An 18,341-nucleotide genomic window follows, 5' to 3' on the forward strand; every position below is an offset into this window, starting at 1 on the left:
CGGAGGTATCCCGTGGCCCGAAAGCGCACCGCCACCGCCGCGCGACCGACGGCCCGCGACGTGGACGCGGCGCTCGGCCGGGACGACTTCGCGAAGGCGGTCGCCGTCGCCGGGCAGATGGCCGAGGCGTCGCCGACGCCGGAGGGCCGCGCGTATTACTTCAAGATTCTTGGCTTGGCCGCCGAGGGCTTCACCCGGATGGGGAAGGCGAAGGCGGCCGTGGAAACGCTGCGGACGGCCGAGCGGTTCGCGGAACTGCACCCGGAACACGCCGTCGATGCCGCGATCATCCACGCGAAGGCCGGCGAGTTCGTGACGGCCCTCCGCCTCGCGACCGAGCCGCGGGTGCTACGGCACGTCGCCGACTTCTGCGTGCGGAAGAACCGGGCCGACGGCGGGCCGCCGGAGGTCACGGCCGGGCTGCCGCTGATTCAACGCGCCTTCCGCGAGTACGAGTCCGGGCAGGACGAACAAGCGAAAGAATCGCTCCAACAGATCGGCCTCACGTCGCCGTTCCTCGAATGGAAAGTGCTGCTCCGCGGGCTGATGAGCTACGCCGCGAACGACGACGCGCGGGCCGTCGAGAACTGGCAGCGGCTGAACCCGGAGAACCTGCCCGCCGCGCTCGCCGCCCCGCTGCGGGCGGCCATCGACCCCGCCTTCGTGGCGGCCCAGCCCGCCGCCACGGCCGCCGCCGTCCGCGAGCGGTCCGATCACCTCGTCGCCGGCGGGCTGCTCGCGGGCCTTCGCCAGATTCAGAAGCACGTCGGCCGCGACCAGCCGCTCCAGCCGGTGTGGAAGCACGTCGAGAAGGTCGTCCCTGCGTTGCGGGAGTTTCCGCAACTGCTGCCGCGGCTCGGCGTGGTGCTCTACGAGGCGATCATCCGGCAGGGCGAGCCGACTGACTTGAAGAAGTATCGCACGCTCTTCCCGGCCCCGGCGGACGACCCACAGTTCCACCGGCTGGAGGCGCTGGCGTGCGAGGCGATCCGCTCGCCAGCCGCCGCGGTCGAGCACTGGGAGAAGTACGAGCGGTGGCTGGCCGCGCGGCCGGTCGGCTGGCCGGAGCCGCTCGCGAACCGGGCGCGGGCGAAGATTCTCCACCGCGTCGGCCAGATGCTCGAGGACGATCAACACGACCGCGCCGAGCAGACCGACTTCGAGCGGGCAATGTTCGAGCTGCTCGGCAAGGCCCCAAAGAAACGGGTGGCGAATCGCGACCCGCACGACTTCTACCGCCGCAGCCTCGCCCTCGCCCCGGACTGGCCGGAACCGGCCTACGACCTGTTCGACTCGCTCACGGAATCGAACGCCCCGACGAAGGCGATGGCCGTCGCCGAGGAGTTGCTGAAGAAGCGGCCGGCCGACCTGCCGATGCTGCAACGGCTCGCGGACCTCCAGCGGTCGGTCGGGAAGCATGCCGAGGCGCTCGCCACGTACAAGGCCGCGCTCGCCGCGAACCCGCTGGACCCGACGCTCGCGGCGGCCGTGGAACTCGCCGCCGTCGCCGCGATCCGGCAGCGGCTGCTCGCGGAAGAGTACGACGCCTGTGACAAGTTGTTCGCGGAGATGGCCGCGTTCCCGTCGTCTCGGTTCGGGTTGTACGTCGCGTCGCTGTACGTCGTCTACCTGCGGAAACTCGGCCGCACCGCGGACGCGGCCGCCGCGGAGGCGAAGTTGCTCGAACACAAGATGCAGCTGGCCGTTGCGTTCGTGCTGTCCGTGGATGGCCTGCTCGCGAAGCTGAAGCCCGCGCAACGGAAGGCGGCCGACGCCCGGCTGAAGGCCGCGCTCGAGACGCCGACGCCGCCCCCGGTCCAGGTGGCCGTACTGTACACGGCCTGGGCTCTGTACCAGACCGAGGGGCTGAAGTACCGCGGCCAACCGGCGCACGAGAAGAAAGTTCTCGCGCTCGCCGAGCGGTCGCTGCTGTCGGCCGAGGCGACCGCTCGCGACTTCGCGATGCTGCTTTCACTCGTCGAGCAACGGGAACACTTCAAGGTGCTTCAGAAACTGGCCGCGAGCCTGTCGGCCCGGTTCCCGCGCGGCCCGGCGTTTCCGTTCTTCGAGGCTAAGGCGGTCATCAACACCGGCAAGAGCTACGCCTCCGGCCACCGCGTCCGCCACCTGCTCGACACGGCGAAGGCGCTCGCCGAGGCGTCGCCCGAGGCCGAGGACAAGAAACTGCTCGACCTCATCGACCCGGCGCGGCGGGAGGTGATCGCCGCCCTCGACCCGTTCCGCCACCCGCTGTTCGGCGGCCGGGACGACTTCGACGATTTCTAAAGGTGCGAACCGATGGCCGATCCGTATGCCATTCTCGGCGTCCCCGCCGACGCGGACGACGCGGCGATCCGGGCGCGATACCTCGACCTCACGCGGGCGTTCCCGCCGGAGGCGTACCCGGAGAAGTCGGCGGCGATCCGCGCCGCCTACGATGCCCTGAAGGACCTGGACGCCCGCGCCACCCACCGGCTGTTCACGGCGATGCGGGCCGAGACGATCGACGCGATCATTGAGGACGTGGCATGTCGGACCCCGCGCCGCCGGATCACGCTGAGCGAACTCTTGACGGCGGCCGACCACTGACGCCACAGGCCATCGACCGCGTCCTTGCCGACTTCCGCAACTGGCTGCAAGACCTCACGACCCTACCCCCGGCCGCACCGGTCGCCGAGCCGTTCTCCGTTCACGCCCTCGTCGTGCAGTTCACGGCCCTGCGGCACGAAGTCAACATGCAGACGAAGGCCGCGCGGTCCGCGGTCGAGCAAACCTCAGCCGCGATCCAACTCCTGCAACCCGCCGAGGAACCCGAAGCGGACGACGATCAGGAACAGTTCCGGCCGTTCGTTAAAATGCTGCTAGACGTTCACGACGCCCTGAGCGTCGCCCACCGCCAGATGGAGCGGGCGAAAGTCTCGGCCGACGAGTTCGCGAACGTCCCCACCCCGCCACCGCCGGCGGCTGGATTCTTCGCCCGGCTGTTAGGCTCGCCTACCGACCTTGCGGCCTGGCGGAACCACGTCGAACAATTGACGGCCCACAACCAGAAGCTCCGCCAGCAGTTCGCCGCCGTCGCGGACGGCTACGCGATGAGCCTGCGGCGGGTCGAGCGCTCGTTCCCGGACCTCGGCCTCGAACCGCTCGCGGAGGCGGGGGAACCGTTCGACCCGGAGACGATGGAGGTCGTGAACGCGGAGGCGGCCGCCGCGCCGGCCGGAACCGTCCTTGAAGTCGTCCGGCAGGGGTACGTCTGGAACGACGCCCTGTTTCGCCATGCCCAGGTGAAGGTGGCGAAGTAAAATGGTGGTTCCCGTTGTTCTCCCTTGAGGCCCCCATGACGGACCCCATCATCGGCATCGACCTCGGCACGACGAACAGCGAGGTCGCCGTCGTCGTGGACGGGAAGCCGGTCGTCATCCCGGACGACGCCGGCGACCCGATCCTGCCGTCGGTCGTCGGCCTCGCGGACGACGGCAAGTTGCTCGTCGGCAAGCCGGCCCGCAACCAGTGGGTGCTCGCCCCGGATCGCACGATCAAGTCGATCAAGCGGAAGATGGGCCAGGACGTGAAGGTCCGCCTCGGCGACCAGGAGTATTCGCCGCAGGAAATCTCCGCGATGATCCTCCGCACGCTCAAGGAGCGGGCGGAGCGACACCTCGGCGTGAAGGTGAAGAAGGCGGTCGTCACCGTCCCGGCGTACTTCAACGACAGCCAGCGGCAGGCCACCCGCGAGGCCGGGGCGCTTGCCGGGTTGGAGGTCGTCCGCATCCTCAACGAGCCGACGGCCGCGGCCCTCGTGTACAACCCGGAGGAGACGGCCCGCGAGCGGTTCCTCGTCTACGACCTCGGCGGCGGCACGTTCGACGTGTCCGTCGTGCAGCTCGAAGTGGGCGTGTTCGAGGTGCTCGCCAGCCACGGCGACACGCACCTCGGCGGCGACGACTTCGACGAGCTGCTGCTCGACCACGTCGCCGACGAGTTCGAGGAGCTTTACGGCGTCGATCTGCGGGACGACAACGTCAGCCACGCCCGGCTGCTGCGGGCCGTCGAGGACGCGAAGAAGAAGCTGTCCGACCACGCCGTCGTCCGCATCGAGGAGGAGTTCATCGCTGAGAAGGACGGCGTGCCGTTGCACCTGAGCGTCGAGATCGAGCGCGGCGAGTACGAGGAGCTGATTCAGGAACTGATCGCCCGCACGATGGGGTGCGTACAGAAGGCGCTCGACGACGCGCGGTTGACGGCGTCGCAGATCGACCGCGTCGTCCTCGTCGGCGGCAGCACGCGGACGCCGATGATCGGCCAGTTGCTGGAGGCCCGGCTCGGCCAGCCGCCGCACCGGGAGATTCACCCGGACCTGTGCGTCGCGATGGGGGCCGCGGTGCAGGCGGCCATCGTCGGCAAGCAGAAGGTGGACGCGGTGCTGGTGGACATCACCCCGCACTCGCTCGGCATCAAGTGCCTCGAACACCCGGTGGACTACTCGTCCGTCCCGAACGAGTTCCGGTTCGCCCCGATCATCACCCGCAACACGCCGCTGCCGGTGGTGCGGAGCGAGGTCTTCTGCACGGTCGCGGACAACCAGCCGCGGGTCGAGATCGATGTGTACCAGGGCGAAAGTTCCGACGTGCGGCGGAACCACCGCGTCGGCAAGTTCTTCATCGAGGGGCTGGCCCGTGTCCCGGCCGGGAACCAACTCGTCGTCGAGTTGAACCTGAACCTGGACGGCGTGCTGAAGGTGTCGGCCCGCGAGAAGACGACGGGGTTGGTGAAGCAGATCACGATCGAGAACGCGATCGCCCGGTTCGCGGTCGAGGAGCGGCAGGCGGCGCAGCAGCGGCTCGAACGTTTGTGGGGGCCGCCGGCCTACGACGACGAGTTGCCGGCCGAGGAGCCGCGGTCGCGGATCGCGCACGACTTCCCGACGCTCCACCCCGGCCCGCAGGAGGGCCAGCGGGAGAGCGTGCAAGCGCGGGCGCTGCTGGAGAAGGCCGAGCGGATCATCGCGCGGGCGGCGGAGCCGGACCAGGAGGAGTTGCGCGTGTTGGTCGATCACGTGCAGACGGCGCTCGTGGACCGCCGCTGGGGCGACCTGACGGCCGCGTGCAACCAGCTCAGCGACGTGCTGTTCTACTTGGAAGATGCGTAATCTTGAGGAGCCGCGACCGCAAGGGAGCGAGTCGCCGACTCGCTCCCTTGCGGTCGCGGCTCCCATTTCTCGTATCAGGTTCGTAACGCTGACCCCACATTTCCGCGCGCGTCCTCCCCGCCCGTGTCGTCTCGGTTAGTGTGAACCAGATGCACGACCACGACGCGGACCTCGTCCGGCGGGCGGGCGACGGCGACCGGAGCGGGTTCGAGGAACTCGTCCGCCGCACGTCCCGCCTCGTCTTCTCCCGCATCTACCTCGACACCGGCGACCCCCACCGGGCCGAGGACCTGCTCCAGGAAACGTACCTCCTCGCGTACCGCTCGCTGCACCGGCTGCGGAACCCCGACGGGTTCCGGCCGTGGCTGCTCGCGATCGCGCACAACGTCGTCACCGACGCCGCCCGGCACGACCTGCGGCAGAAGCGGGCCGCCCCGCCGCGGACGGACGTGGAACTGCGGATGCTCGCGGCCGTCGAGAAGCCGCCCGGCGAGGCGATGGAAGGCGACGAGCGGCGGGAGCAGGTGCTGGCCGTGCTGCGGTCGCTTCCGGACGAGTACCGGCTGCCGCTGACCATGCGGTACATCACCGGCTCCGACTACGAGACGATCGGCACGCAGCTCGGCCTGACGAACGGCTCGCTGCGGGGCCTGCTGCACCGGGGCTTGAAGCTGCTCCGCGAACGGATGCCGAAGGACCTGATGGAATGAATCGCGAACACGAGACAAACATGACCGACCACATTTGGACCCAAGAGCAGATCGCGACGTTCCTGGCCGACGGGCTGGAGGCGGCGGAGAAGGACCGGTTCCTCACGCACGTCCGCGACTGCGGCGAGTGCGCGACAGCCCTGGAGGCGGCGCGGGCGTTCGACGCGGGCTTGGCGAACCTGTTCGCCGCCGTGCGGCCGGGGCCGACGCTGGAGGACCGCACCGTGCGGGCGCTGCGGACGCCGAAGACGCTGCCGACCCGCCGCAGGGCGTGGGGCCGCCGGGTGCTGGTCGGCCTCGCGGCGACGCTGATGATCGGCGCGGTCGGCGCGACGGGCAGCTTCGTGATCGCGAACGGCGGCCTGCCGATGCCGGGCGGGATTGCGAAGTCGCCCGTGCCGTGGAGCTTCCTCGGGGGCGACGACGATTCTTCCCAGCGAACGCGGCGAGAAGCGACCGCTGAAAACGATGCGCACGGGGAAGTTGACGGACTCGCAGCGGCTCTTGCACGCCGCAATGTGGCTGATCTGAACGCCCAGTTTCAAATCAACACGCCGTCTGACGCTGACGAGACGGTGCAGGTCGTCAAGGAGAAGTATTCCAACAACTGGAGTGCGTCGCGCGGCGAACAGGCCGGAAAAGACCCGTTCCCGGCCGAGTATTTCACGTCCGAGGGAGTAGACCGCCGCTTGGCGGCCGAGACTGAGGCACGCGGGAAAAAGCGAGAAGATGGTGCGCTCGCGTACCGGGAAACGAACAACGAACTGCTCGATGCGATCGCGGCCGGCGAGGCCGAGCGCAAGGGAAAGGGCGATGTCAAAGCGTTGGACGACGCCACGCGGTACGCCGCCCCCGTGCTGCCGGTCGTCCCGAGCGGCGCGACGCCCGCCCGTGGCATGATGGCGCCGGGCGGCGGACCGGTGGCCGGCGGCGGGTTGGGCGGCGTGCCGCAGAACGGGCAGTTGAATCTTCACATGTACGCCCCCGGCGTGACTGGCGGACCGGCCGGACCGACCGCAGCGTTCGGCGCGATTCCCGCACCGGCCGCCAGCCCGTCAACAGACGGCGGGGCCACGAGTTTCGGTCTCGGCTACCGCCAACCGGACGGGAAGCAACTCGGTTCCGCCACGACTTACTTCGACCCGAAGTCCGTTCGCGAATCCGCGACCTGGGGGAAGGACGCGAAGCTCGGCAAGGACCTCGCCGACGTGCAGGCCGCGCTCGATAAATCCGCCGGCGTCCGCGACGGCGAGGAAGCCCCAAAGCCGAAGCCGGTCGAAGGCGTTCCCGCTCCCGCGCCTGGGACTTCCGCGCCCGCCCCGACCGCCACGGTCGAGCAGCCGGTCGCCCGCAAGATCATCATCCGGTCCGGCGACATCGAGTTCGAGGTCGAGTCGTTCGACTCGTCCGTCGCCACCGTCACGCTGCTCGTCACCAAGATCAAGGGCGGGTACGTCGGCACCGTCAACAGCGAGAAGCTCGCGAACGGCAAGGTGAAAGGCTCCGTCGTCGTCCGCGTCCCGCCGGAGGCGCTCGACGGCCTCGTCCTCGAACTCCGCAAGGAACTCGGCAAGGCCGGCGAACTCAAGGGGCAGCGGATCGGCAGCCAGGACATCACGAAGATGTACACCGACCTGGAGAGCCGCCTGAAGGCCGCCCGCGCGATGGAGACCCGGCTGCTCGCGATCATCAAGGACGGCAAGGGGGAGATCAAGCAGCTCCTCGAAGCGGAGAAGGAACTCGGCGTCTGGCGGACGAAGATCGAGGAGTACGAGGGCGAACTGCGGTACTACGGCAACCTCGCCTCGCTCAGCACGCTGACGATCACGCTGGCCGAGAAGGACATCCGCGTCGCCGCCGGGATCACCGAGAGCGAGCGGGTGCAGGCCGGGGTCGAGGTCGAGGACGTGGACAAGACGTTCCGCGACGCGATGGCCGCCGTGCTGGAGGCGAAGGGCCGGGTCACGCGGTCCGAGCTGAAGCAACTGTCGGCCGGGCAGTTCAACGCCGTGCTGAACTTCGAGGTTTCGCCGGACGCCTCCGGGCCGCTGCGGGACCGGCTGAAGCAGCTCGGCCGCGTCGCCCGGCTGGAGATCGACCGGGTGCAGACGGCCGACGGCGGGCCGCCGGTCAAGAACGCGAAGGTCACCCGCGGCGACACCGTGTTCCTGGTGCAATTCTACAACCTCGCGAACGTCGCCCCTCGGGAGACGGCCGTGCTGTCGATCGCCGTGAACGACGTGGCCGCCAGCTTCCGCACGCTGCGGGACGCCGTCGAGAAGGCGAAGGGCCGCGTCGTCGCCGCGTCCGTCAACGAGGGGGACAAACAGAACGTCACCGCGCAGTTCGACTTCGAGGTGAAGCGGACGGAAGAGGCGACGCTGCTCGCGGCCCTGTCCGCGGCCGGGGACACCGTGTCGAAGACCGTCAGCCGCGCCCCGGAGAGCGATTCCGTGACGGACACGAAGGTGCTGTTCCGCACGAGCCTGTTCGACGCAGCGAAACTGCAACCCCGCGAGGTGACGACGTTGCACCTGGCCGTCGCGGACATCCCGATCGGGTACACGGTCGTGCAGGACGCGGTCGAGAAGGCGAAGGGCCGCATCCTCACGGCTCAGCTGCACGACGCCGACCGGCCGAACGTGACGACGCAACTCGACTTCGAGGTGAAGCGCGGCGACGAGGCGGCGGTGCAGGCCGCGATCACCGGGGCGGGCGACATCCTGTCCCGCAACACCGTGCGGTCGCCGGACGGCACGAACATGACGGACGCGAAGGTGCTGCTCCGCGTCACGTTCCTGAACGCCGCCCGGATGCAGGCCCGCGAGACCTCGACCGTCTCGTTTGCCGTGACGGACATCCCGGCCGGGTTTCGCGAGGTCAAGGCGGCCGTCGAGAAGGCGAAGGGCCGCATCGTCAACTCGCAGTTGAACGAAGGGGACAAGCAAAACGTGACGGCCCAGCTCGACTTCGAGGTGAAGAAAAACGAGGAAGCGGCGATCTTCGCGATGCTCAACAGCGCGGGCGACGTGTTGAGCCGCCAGACGACCAGTGTGGCCGAGGCGATGACGGTCACGAACGCGAAAACACTGATCCGCGTCACGTTCGCGAACGCAGCCCGGCTGAAGCCGCGGGAGACGACGACGCTGGCCGTCGAGGTGGCGGACGTGGACGCGGCAGCCGCGGTGTTCGCCGCCCAGGTCGCGGAGCTGAAGGGTCGCGTGGTCGATTCGCAGATCGCCCGCGAGCGGAGCGGCCGGACGACCGGGCGACTGGTGTACGACGTGCCGCTGGTCGCGGCCGGCGGGCTGGCCGAGCGGGTGAAGGCAGCCGGCACGGTGCGGGTGCATCAGTCGTCCCGCGATCCGTCGGCGACGGACGGCAAGTTCGCGACCGCCCGAATCGACGTGACGCTGTCGAACGCGGACCTGATCGTCGCCCCGGACCAGGGCGTCTGGCCGCAGGTGCGGAAGGGGCTGTCGTACAGCGCGTCGGCGTTGCTCAGCAGCCTGACGTGGGTGATCTTCGGCCTTTGCGTGGTGCTGCCGTGGATGTTGGTCGGGCTGGTCGGGTATCGCGTGGTGCGCCGGATGACGCGGCCAACGCAACCGGCTACCGTGCCGACGACCTCATCTCAGTAGGCCAGACAGACCCGGCAAACCCTATATAGCCGCCGGCTTGCCGGCGGGGTTATGCGAACCCAAAACCCCGCCGGCAAGCCGGCGGCTATATCAAGTTGCGGGTCGCGGCATCCGGTCGGGTGGTGTCGATCTTGTCGCTCCTGTCACTTCGGTAAACCTTTCCTCGTCGAACTTCTCTCTCGACCGGCTTCTCCAACCGCTATAGATTGCACAGATTCCCACCTCGGAGGTCACCCCCGTGATCCGTCGCTCCCTCGCGTTCCTCACATTGCTCCTCGGCGTCCTCGCCGTCGCGGCCGACGACCCGCAATCGGTCGAACAGATTGAGAAGCAGCTCGCCGAACTCCAGGCCAAGCTCGCGGAGTTGAAGAAGCAGCAACCCGCCGGCAAGAAGGCGCTCGCCCTCGCCGACGCGGAGAAGTGGCGGTCGCTCCGTGGCGTCGCCCTCTCGAACGACGGAAAGTGGTTCGCCCACCGCGTCAGCCCGGCCGAGGGGGACGGCGAGGTCGTCGTGCGGAACCTCGCGGACAACAAGGAGACGAAGTTCCCGGCCGGGACCGGGTTCGGGTCGCTGACGATTTCGTTCGACTCGAAGTGGCTGGCGTTTACCGCCACGCCAAGCGTGCCGAAGGGGCTGCCCGCCCTCGTGCAGGCGACGATGCCGCGGCCGAAGCCGAAGGTCGTGCTCGTGAACCTCGGCAGCGGCGAGAAGACGGAACTGGAAGGGTTCTCGTCCGTGCAGTTTTCCGGCGAGGCGGCCACGCACGTCGCGCTGCGGAAGGCGTCGGAAGGTCCGACCGGCACGCCGACGTTGCCGCCCGGCGTCACGCTGCCGCCGGGGATGACGCCGCCGACCGGGGCGGCCCCGTCCTCGGCCGGGTCGGACCTCGTTCTCCGTGAATTGGCGACCGGGACGGATTTGCTAATCGGCAACGTCGCCGAGTTCTCCTTCGACAAGAAGGGGACGTATCTCGTCATGGTCATCGACGCGGCCGGGCAGATTGGTAACGGCGTCCACCTCCGCGACATGAAGGCCGGCACGGTCAGCGTCCTCGACACGGCGAAGGCGAGCTACAAGTCGCTCAACTGGCACGAGGACTTCACCGCGTTCACCGTCGTGAAGGCGGTCGAAAACAAGGAGTACGACGGCAAGTGGAACACGATCCTCGCGGTCAGCGACGTGGGGCCGAAGCCGACGAAGACGGCCTACGACCCGAAGGACGACAAGAACTTCCCGGCGAACATGGGCATCAGCGCGAACCGCGGCGTGAGCTGGACGCACGGCCTCGACGGGTTCTCGTTCGGCATCTCCGAACAAAAGAAGAAGGACGCGGCCAAGAAGGAGGCGGCCCCAGCCCCGACGAACGCGCCGAAGGAACCGACCACCACCCCGGCGACCGAGGGGACGCGGCGTCGCCCCGGAGGACCGCCGAGCACGGCCGGCGGCGGGGACGCGAAGCCGGACCTCGTCGTCTGGCACTGGAAGGACGAGAAGCTCCAGCCGATGCAACAACTCCAGGCGACGATGGAGAAGGCGTACACGTACCTGTCCGTCTACTACCCGAAGGACAAGAAGTTCGTCCGCCTCGCCGACGATACCTGCCGCAACGTGACGCTCGCGCCGAAGCACAAGTACGCCATCGGCACCGACGTGAAACCCTACGAGTACCTCGCGAACCTCGACGGGCGGCGGTACTCGGACGTTTACGTCATCGACGCGAAAACGGGCGAGAAGAAGAAGGCGCTCACGAAGGTGCGGTACAACTTTGGCCCGTCGCCGACCGGTACGCAGTTCCTTTACTACGAGGACGGCCATTTCTTCGTCTACGACATCGCGGCCGGGAAAGGGACGAACATCTCTGCGAACGTCAGCGGCACGACCTTCGTGGACGCAGAGGACGACCACAACATCGAGAAGCCCCCGACGCGGCCGTTCGGCTGGTCGAAGGACGGGCGGCACGTCCTGCTGTCGGACAACTGGGACTTGTGGAAGGTCAACGCGGACGGCAGCGGCGGCGTGAACCTGACCGTCAACGGCAAGAAGGACGGAATCCGCTACCAGGGGTTCAACCAGTTCGAGCCGGACCGCAAGGAGCCGGGGTTCGACTTCTCCAAGCCGGCGTTCACGACGCTCTACGGCGAGTGGACGAAGAAGGAGGGGATCGGCCGGATCGACCCGGCCAAGCCGGGCGTGAGCGTGCTCGTGTCCGGCGATTGCAGCATCGGGCCGATGACGAAGGCCCGCAACGCCGACGTGTTCGCGTTCACGAAGGAGACGAACCAGGAGCCGACGAACTACTTCATCACGGACGCGACGTTCAAGGACCAGAAGAAGGTCAGCGAGACGAACCCGCAACAGTCCGGCTACCTCTGGTCGAGCGGCGTGAAGCTGATCGAGTACAAGGCGCTGGACAAGAAGCTGCAAGGGGCGCTGTTCCTGCCGGCGAACTACGAGCCGGGGAAGAAGTACCCGACGGTCGTATACATCTACGAGAAGCTGTCCGACGGGCTGCACCGGTACACGCCGCCGGGCACGGGTGGGTTCAACAAGGCGATCTACACCAGTAACGGGTACGCGGTGCTGATGCCGGACATCACGTACAAGGTCAACGACCCCGGCACGTCGTCCATCGCGTGCATCAACGCGGCCCTGGACGCCGCGGTCGCGACCGGGATCGTGGACGGCGACAAGCTCGGCCTCCAGGGGCACTCGTGGGGCGGCTACCAGACGGCGTTCGCGGTCACGCAGACGAGCCGGTTCAAGGCCGCCTGCGCCGGCGCGCCGCTGACCGACCTCGTGAGCATGTACAGCAGCGTCTACTGGAACACCGGCAGCGCGAACCAGCCGATCTTCGAGAGCAGCCAGGGCCGGTTCACGGCCGGGTACTGGGACCAGCAGGAGGCGTACATCCGCAACTCGCCGGTCTACTTCGCGAAGAACGTGACGACGCCGCTGTTGATGTTGCACAACGACAAGGACGGGGCGGTCGATTTCACGCAAGGGGTCGAGTACTACAACACGTTGCGGCGGCTGCAGAAGCCGGTGGTGATGTTGCAGTACAAGGGGGAGAACCACGGCCTGGCGAAGCCGGAGAACCGCAAGGACTACGCGGCCCGGATGAAGGAGTTCTTCGACCACTACCTGCAGGGGAAGGCCGCCCCGGACTGGTGGAAGGACGGCGTGCCGCACCTGAAGATGGACGACCACCTGAAGGGGCGGAAGCCGTAGATTGGTGTGTGTAAACGCGAAAAGCCCAGGCACGGCCGTGCCTGGGCTTTTCGCGTTTACACACACCAATCAGACCCCCGCGGCCCGCCGCAGGGCCTCGGCCTTGTCGGTCTTCTCCCACGGGAAGCCGTCGCGGCCGAAGTGGCCGTGCGCCGCCGTCGGGCGGTAGATCGGCCGCCGCAGGTCGAGCGTCTCGATGATCCCCTTCGGCGTCAGCTTGAAGTGCTCGCGGATCAGGCCGACGAGCTTCTCCTCCGTCACGCCGGGGGCCGTCGTCTTGTTCGTGTTCACCCAGATGTTCAACGGGTCCGGGTAGCCGATGGCGTAGCTCAGCTGAACCTCGCACTCGCGGGCCAGCTTCGCCGCCACGATGTTCTTCGCGATGTACCGGCAGACGTAGGCGGCGCTGCGGTCCACCTTCGTCGGGTCCTTGCCGCTGAACGCCCCGCCACCGTGCCGCCCGCGGCCGCCGTAGGTGTCCACGATGATCTTCCGCCCCGTCAACCCGCAGTCGCCGTGCGGCCCGCCGGTCAGGAAGCACCCGGTCGGGTTGATGTGGCAGGCGATGTCGTTCGCCCCCAACTTCGGCGACGACCCCGGCAGCACCATCACCAACTCGCCCTTGATGAGGTCCGGCCGGTCGGCCTTCAGCACGGGCAGGATCAGCTCCTTGATGATCTGCTGCCGGGCGTCGTCCGAGAAATAGTCCTTCCGGCTCATGACGCTCGAATCGTGCTGCGTGGAAAGCACGACGGTGTGAATCCGGCCCGGCGTGCCGTCCGGGTTGTACTCGACCGTCACCTGGCTCTTGGCGTCCGGCCGCAGCCACGCGATCGGCTTCTTCGCCTTCCGCATCTCGGCGTGCGCCGCCACCAGCTTGTGCGACAGCGAGATCGGCAGCGGCATCAGGCTCGGCGTCTCGTCGCACGCGAACCCGAACATCATCCCCTGGTCGCCGGCCCCGCCGACGTCCACGCCCTGGCTGATGTGCGGCGACTGGGCGTGGATCAGGCAGTTCACCTGGACCGCGTCCGCGGTGAACCCGATCTCTTCCCGCTCCTGGTCGTCCTTCGCCACGTACCCGATGTCCGTCACGACCTCGCGGACGAGCGCGTCAACGGCCTTGCGGGTCAGCGGGGCCTTCGTCGTGATCTCCCCGGCCACGGTGCAGTGGTCGGTCGTGACGAGCGTTTCGCACGCCACCCGGCTCATCGGGTCGTGCGTCAAACAGAAATCGAGGACGGCGTCGCTGACCTGGTCGGCCACCTTGTCCGGGTGGCCCTTCGAGACGGATTCGCTGGTGAAAAGGTATCGTTCGGCGGACACGGCAAAACCTCGGGTGGGGCACTTAACCGATGTTTTCGGTAAACATCACCCGACTGTTTTAACCAACCCCGAAAAAAAAAACAGCGGGACCGGGCGTCCGCCCCGGTCCCGCCGTTTCGGAACAGGTTTCCTTACTTCTTCGCCACCGCCGTCGGCTTCTCGCGGTTGGCCGCCGCGAGCAGCTTCCCGAACGACTTCGTCACGTCGTCCCCCGCGTGGACGACGACCTTCATCTCCTCGGTTACGGTCGAGCCGTCCATCGAGATTTCCGCCCGCATCTCGTAAGCGAACGACCGCCCGGCCGGGAGTTTCGGCGTGGCGAACGTGCGGGTCGCGCCGCCACCGGGGACGAGTTGCCCGTCCACGTAAAGCTTGGCATCGGCCGGCAGGTCGATCTTCAGGTTCGCCGGGGATTCGGTCGGGGACGCGCTCGTCGGCACGGCCGGGGTGGTGACCGTTGGCGTTGCGCCACAGCAGTCCTCGACGGCCGGAATCACGATCGGCGTCGCGTAACTACCGAAGCAACTCCCACCGCAGCACGATGAGCCGAAGCAGCTTCCGCCGCAGCACGAGGAGCCGGTGCAGCCGTGGCAGGACGCGCGGTAGAACGACCGGCCCCAACAGCCGTTGCAACCGGTGCAGCCGGTCGAGCCGCGGCAGCCGAAGCAGCTACCGACGGCGTAGCTCGGCGACCCGTAGCAACCGACGGTGTAGGCTACGGGGGCCGCCTGATACACGATCGCCGACCCGCTGCACGAACACCCGCCGCACCCGCCCGACCGCCAGTTGAACGCCGACGCATCGCCGGACGTGGCCACCGCGGTCATCAGAACCAAGCTGTACATCTCGCGACCTCCCTGGTGTGATCCTTGCGAGACTAGGATATCTGGTCAATCTGGGAGGTCAAAGAAGAATGGCGTGTTCACGCACATTCCCTCGACTTCTCGGTCGATACGTCAGGAAAACGCGAACCGGTGGGAAGAGTCGTACGGCCGCGGCTCACTGCCACCCGCGGCGGCGGAACAGCGTGCCGGCGACGAACAGCCAGACCGTCGCGAGGCCGATGGCCGCGAGCAGGTGCAGCCAGTGGTTGCTCTGCACCGACCCGGACAGGGCCGCGTGCAGCACCCGCGGGACGTGGTACTCGAGCGCGAAGTTGGACAGGATCGGGATGCCGTTCGTCGAGCAGATGATGAGCAGCATCGACACGGACAGCAGGTAGCACATCGCGCCCATGAACGCGGCCCGCTGCGTCTTCGCGAGCGTGGCGACGGTCATGCCGATGCCGAGGAACCCGCCGGCGACGGTGAACAGCCCCATCCAGAAGAATAGCGTCGAGAGTACGGCGGGTTTGTAAATGCCCGCGATGACGGCCGCGAGTGCGCCGCCCATGACCGGGTAGAAGAGGAACTTCGCCATCAGGATTTCGGCCGGCGACGCGGGCGAGAGCGCTTGCGCGAGCAGCACGCCGCGCTCCCGCTCCTCGCAGTTGAGCGTCGGCAACAGGTAGACGCACGAGAAGTAGAGCGCGAACACGACGAGTGCCGTCGCGATGGTGGACCGCAATTCGAGCACCTGCCCGCCGAGGCCCTGGCGGGTGATCTCGACCGCCGGCACGATCTCCGCATGGCCGGCCGGTTTCGCGCGTTCTACATCGTCTTGCAGCCGGACGAACGCCTCGCGGACGGCCCACAGGTCGTCGTCCTCCGGCGACGCCGTGCGGATCGCCGGCTTCGCCACGCCGAGGGCCTTCAGCTTCCGCTCGGCGATGACCTGGAGGCCGATCCGCAACTCGCGCCACAGCCACGCCTCGTAGGGGGCCATCGCGGCCGCGTCGCCGGGCGGGTGAAAGATTTCGACCTTCAGCCGCCGGTGGCCGTTGACCGTCGGCGCGGTCAGCCGGATGCTAGCCGTGCCGGGGGAGAAATCCACGCCTTGCTTGATCTTGTCCCGTGATAGGTTCCGGATGCGGACGTGCGGGGCCAACTCCGGGGGGAGGTTCCGCTCGAGGTAGTCGAGCAGCGGCGACATCAGATCGTCGTCTTCCTTCGTGTAGTAGAGGAAGCAGTGGTGGACGCCGCCGACCATGCCGGTCCCGGCCGCCTCGGTCGCGGAGCTGCCGCCGGCCCCCAGCCCGGCCGGGTTGAACACCGAGAGCATGATCGCGGCGACGACGAGGAGCAATCCCAACGCGATGCCGCCGCGGTTGGCGACGTGCCGCCGGAGTTCCTTGACGAACAACGCCCGCAGGATGTAGAGCCGCATCACTCGAACGCCTGCCCGGTGAGTTTGAGGAACGTGGCGTGGAAGTCGAACTCGCGGGTCTGGAGGCTCGCCGTCGCCCCGTCGCGGACCAGCTCCGCGAGCTTCTGCCGCTCGTGCCCGTGGTCCATGTTGAACGTCATCCGCTCGCCGGACTTCAAGATCGCGTCCGTCTTCCGCTCGGTGTGCTGCTGCTTCAGGTTCAGCGGCGAGTCGAGGGCGACGAGCTTCCCCTTGCAGACGATGCCGACGCGGTCGCAGATTTTTTCCACCTCGTCCATGTCGTGTGTCGTCAACACGACGGTCGCCCCGGCCTCGACCCGCTCCCGCAGGATGCGGTGGACGATTTCCGCGGAGTGGATGTCCAGGTTCGCCGTCGGCTCGTCGAGGTACAGCACCCGCGGCTCGTGGAGCAGCGCCCGCGCGAGGAGCAGCTTCCGCCGCATCCCGAGAGAGTACCCGCGGACGGGGGTGTCGCCGGCGTCTTCGAGTTCGACCATCCGCAGGCAGTCGCGGACCCGCAGCCGCGGGACGTTGTAGAGCTGGGCGAAGAACTCCAAGTTCCGGTTCCCGGTGAACTCCTCGAAGTGGTTCTCGCGGTCCGGGACGTACCCGAACAGCGGCTTGATCTTCGCCCACTCGCGGACCACGTCGTGGCCGAGGACGCGGACCGCCCCGCCGGTCGGCCGCCGCTGACCGATCAGCACGCGGATGGTCGTGCTCTTGCCGGCCCCGTTCGGGCCGAGCAGGCCGAAGAGTTCGCCCCTGCGGATTTCGAGGTCGAGGCCGTCCACGGCCGTGAAGCTGCCGTACTGGACCCGCAGGTTCTGGATGTGGATCGCCGCGTCAGGCATGGGGGGAGTTTAGAGCAGGAACGACGAGTTGTCTGCCGGCGAGACACCTGACTTCCGAAGTCCGGCTTCGACTTCGGAAGTCGATCCCGTGGGGCCAACCTCGCACGCATCGGGTGTCGTTGCCGTTCCGACTTCCGAAGTCGAAGCCGGACTTCGGAAGTCAGGTCACCGCGCGCCCACTTCCTGCTTCGTGAATGCGATGGTGCAAACCTTGCCCTTGTCCTCGGCGATCTTCGTCGCCACTTGCCGCGTCGTCTTGTGCAGGATGCTGAAGTGGTCGCCCCACGGCAGCGCGAACGCCTGGAACGGCACGCCGAACCGTAGCGCCTTCGCCATCATCTTGTCCGCGTCCGGGCAGTACCCCTGACGATACCCGTCCCGGCAGCCCTCGAAGTAGAACGTCGGCGTCTTGATCGCGCGGACGAAGTTCGTCGGCGAGCGGAAGAACGCCTCGTCCGGGTCGCGGAGGTCGAACGGCGTGTTCCCGTACCCGTTGCCGTCGGCCAGGACGACCGACAGGTCCGGCGCGCCGCCGAACGAGAAGATTGCCCGGAACTTGTCCGTCGCGGTCGCGGCCAGCAGCGCGATCGTCCCGCCGGTGCTGTGCCCGGCGAGGTAGATGCGGTCCGGATCGACGAACGGCAGTCCCGCCAGGTAGTCGCGGGCGGCGAGCACGTCCTCGACCTCGCCGTAGAAGAGTTCGAACCGGCCGGGGTTGTCGTTCTCGCCCCGCCAGGACGGGACCATGAGGACGAGACCCTTCTCGCGGAACGCGGACGCCGTCTGGTCGTTGGCCTTGTCCGGCGTCGCCCAGAACGAGCCGCCGTTGATGCCGCCGAACCCGCCGTGCGCCCAGACCACGGCCGGGTGCTTCTTCCCGTCGCCGGGGTCGTTCGTGACGTAGGCCGCCAGCCGCCCGGTCGGGGCCGGGAAGCGGACGGTCTGGAGGACGCGGGTCGGGGCCGGATCGACCGGCCCGTCCGGGACGTAGTTCGCGTTGCCGGTGATTTGCGTCTGGTACGTCTTGCGGGCCGTGAGCAGATCGACGACCGGCGCGTTCGGGTCGTCGGCCAGCTCCTGCGGCGTGTCCTTCGACAGTTCCCCGCAGCCGGCGGCAAAAACCAACAGCAACGTCGGCAGCAAGAAGCGGCGCATCGAGTACCCCCGGAG

At 68.0% G+C, this 18,341-nt stretch carries 12 protein-coding genes; 7 read left to right on the top strand and 5 right to left on the bottom strand.

Annotated elements, in window-relative coordinates; genetic code table 11:
- Positions 1-12: 12 nt before the first annotated feature.
- From AC5JJ2_RS15425 to AC5JJ2_RS15455, 7 genes are all read left to right on the top strand, one after another.
- On the top strand, positions 13-2,286 hold the full coding sequence (locus tag AC5JJ2_RS15425) for a hypothetical protein (protein ID WP_495858897.1): 2,274 nt from the start codon (positions 13-15) through the stop codon (positions 2,284-2,286).
- Positions 2,287-2,298: 12 nt separating this feature from the next.
- Positions 2,299-2,589, top strand: a complete 291-nt coding sequence (locus AC5JJ2_RS15430; protein ID WP_495858898.1) for a J domain-containing protein — start codon at positions 2,299-2,301, stop codon at positions 2,587-2,589.
- A complete protein-coding gene (grpE, locus tag AC5JJ2_RS15435; RefSeq protein WP_495858899.1) occupies positions 2,529-3,302 on the top strand; it encodes a nucleotide exchange factor GrpE in 774 nt (257 codons plus the stop codon). The genes AC5JJ2_RS15430 and grpE overlap by 61 nt, the downstream gene beginning before the upstream one ends.
- Before the next feature lie 35 nt (positions 3,303-3,337).
- A complete protein-coding gene (locus AC5JJ2_RS15440; RefSeq protein WP_495858900.1) occupies positions 3,338-5,149 on the top strand; it encodes an Hsp70 family protein in 1,812 nt (603 codons plus the stop codon).
- Between the two features lie 149 nt (positions 5,150-5,298).
- Entirely contained in the window at positions 5,299-5,859 is a 561-nt protein-coding gene (locus tag AC5JJ2_RS15445) for an RNA polymerase sigma factor (protein ID WP_495858901.1), read from the top strand.
- Between the two features lie 20 nt (positions 5,860-5,879).
- Positions 5,880-9,500 (top strand): DUF4349 domain-containing protein, encoded by a 3,621-nt coding sequence (locus AC5JJ2_RS15450; RefSeq protein WP_495858902.1) that lies wholly within the window; start codon positions 5,880-5,882, stop codon positions 9,498-9,500.
- 238 nt (positions 9,501-9,738) lie between these two features.
- A complete protein-coding gene (locus AC5JJ2_RS15455) occupies positions 9,739-12,729 on the top strand; it encodes a S9 family peptidase (protein ID WP_495858903.1) in 2,991 nt (996 codons plus the stop codon).
- A gap of 69 nt (positions 12,730-12,798) precedes the next feature.
- On the opposite strand, the gene metK is transcribed toward AC5JJ2_RS15455, so the two are convergent.
- The 5 genes from metK to AC5JJ2_RS15480 form a co-directional block, all read right to left on the bottom strand.
- Positions 12,799-14,055, bottom strand: coding sequence for a methionine adenosyltransferase (metK, locus tag AC5JJ2_RS15460; RefSeq protein ID WP_495858904.1), 1,257 nt, complete (start codon positions 14,053-14,055; stop codon positions 12,799-12,801).
- Between the two features lie 131 nt (positions 14,056-14,186).
- Positions 14,187-14,900 (bottom strand): TIGR03000 domain-containing protein, encoded by a 714-nt coding sequence (locus tag AC5JJ2_RS15465; protein ID WP_495858905.1) that lies wholly within the window; start codon positions 14,898-14,900, stop codon positions 14,187-14,189.
- A gap of 154 nt (positions 14,901-15,054) precedes the next feature.
- A complete protein-coding gene (locus tag AC5JJ2_RS15470) occupies positions 15,055-16,320 on the bottom strand; it encodes an ABC transporter permease (RefSeq protein ID WP_495858906.1) in 1,266 nt (421 codons plus the stop codon).
- On the bottom strand, positions 16,320-17,171 hold the full coding sequence (locus AC5JJ2_RS15475) for an ABC transporter ATP-binding protein (protein WP_495858907.1): 852 nt from the start codon (positions 17,169-17,171) through the stop codon (positions 16,320-16,322). Before AC5JJ2_RS15475 ends, AC5JJ2_RS15470 begins: the two co-directional genes overlap by 1 nt.
- A gap of 165 nt (positions 17,172-17,336) precedes the next feature.
- Positions 17,337-18,326, bottom strand: a complete 990-nt coding sequence (locus AC5JJ2_RS15480) for an alpha/beta hydrolase family protein (RefSeq protein WP_495858908.1) — start codon at positions 18,324-18,326, stop codon at positions 17,337-17,339.
- Between the last annotated feature and the right edge of the window lie 15 nt (positions 18,327-18,341).

It is taken from the genome of Limnoglobus sp. (genome assembly GCF_059499385.1).

Coding starts and splice junctions, on each gene's coding strand:
- AC5JJ2_RS15470 (WP_495858906.1), bottom strand. CDS start 16,320: ATGCGGCTCTACATCCTGCGGGCGTTGTTCGTCAAGGAACTCCGGCGG.
- AC5JJ2_RS15450 (WP_495858902.1), top strand. CDS start 5,880: ATGACCGACCACATTTGGACCCAAGAGCAGATCGCGACGTTCCTGGCC.
- AC5JJ2_RS15445 (WP_495858901.1), top strand. CDS start 5,299: ATGCACGACCACGACGCGGACCTCGTCCGGCGGGCGGGCGACGGCGAC.
- grpE (WP_495858899.1), top strand. CDS start 2,529: ATGTCGGACCCCGCGCCGCCGGATCACGCTGAGCGAACTCTTGACGGC.
- AC5JJ2_RS15465 (WP_495858905.1), bottom strand. CDS start 14,900: ATGTACAGCTTGGTTCTGATGACCGCGGTGGCCACGTCCGGCGATGCG.
- AC5JJ2_RS15475 (WP_495858907.1), bottom strand. CDS start 17,171: ATGCCTGACGCGGCGATCCACATCCAGAACCTGCGGGTCCAGTACGGC.
- AC5JJ2_RS15480 (WP_495858908.1), bottom strand. CDS start 18,326: ATGCGCCGCTTCTTGCTGCCGACGTTGCTGTTGGTTTTTGCCGCCGGC.
- AC5JJ2_RS15440 (WP_495858900.1), top strand. CDS start 3,338: ATGACGGACCCCATCATCGGCATCGACCTCGGCACGACGAACAGCGAG.
- AC5JJ2_RS15430 (WP_495858898.1), top strand. CDS start 2,299: ATGGCCGATCCGTATGCCATTCTCGGCGTCCCCGCCGACGCGGACGAC.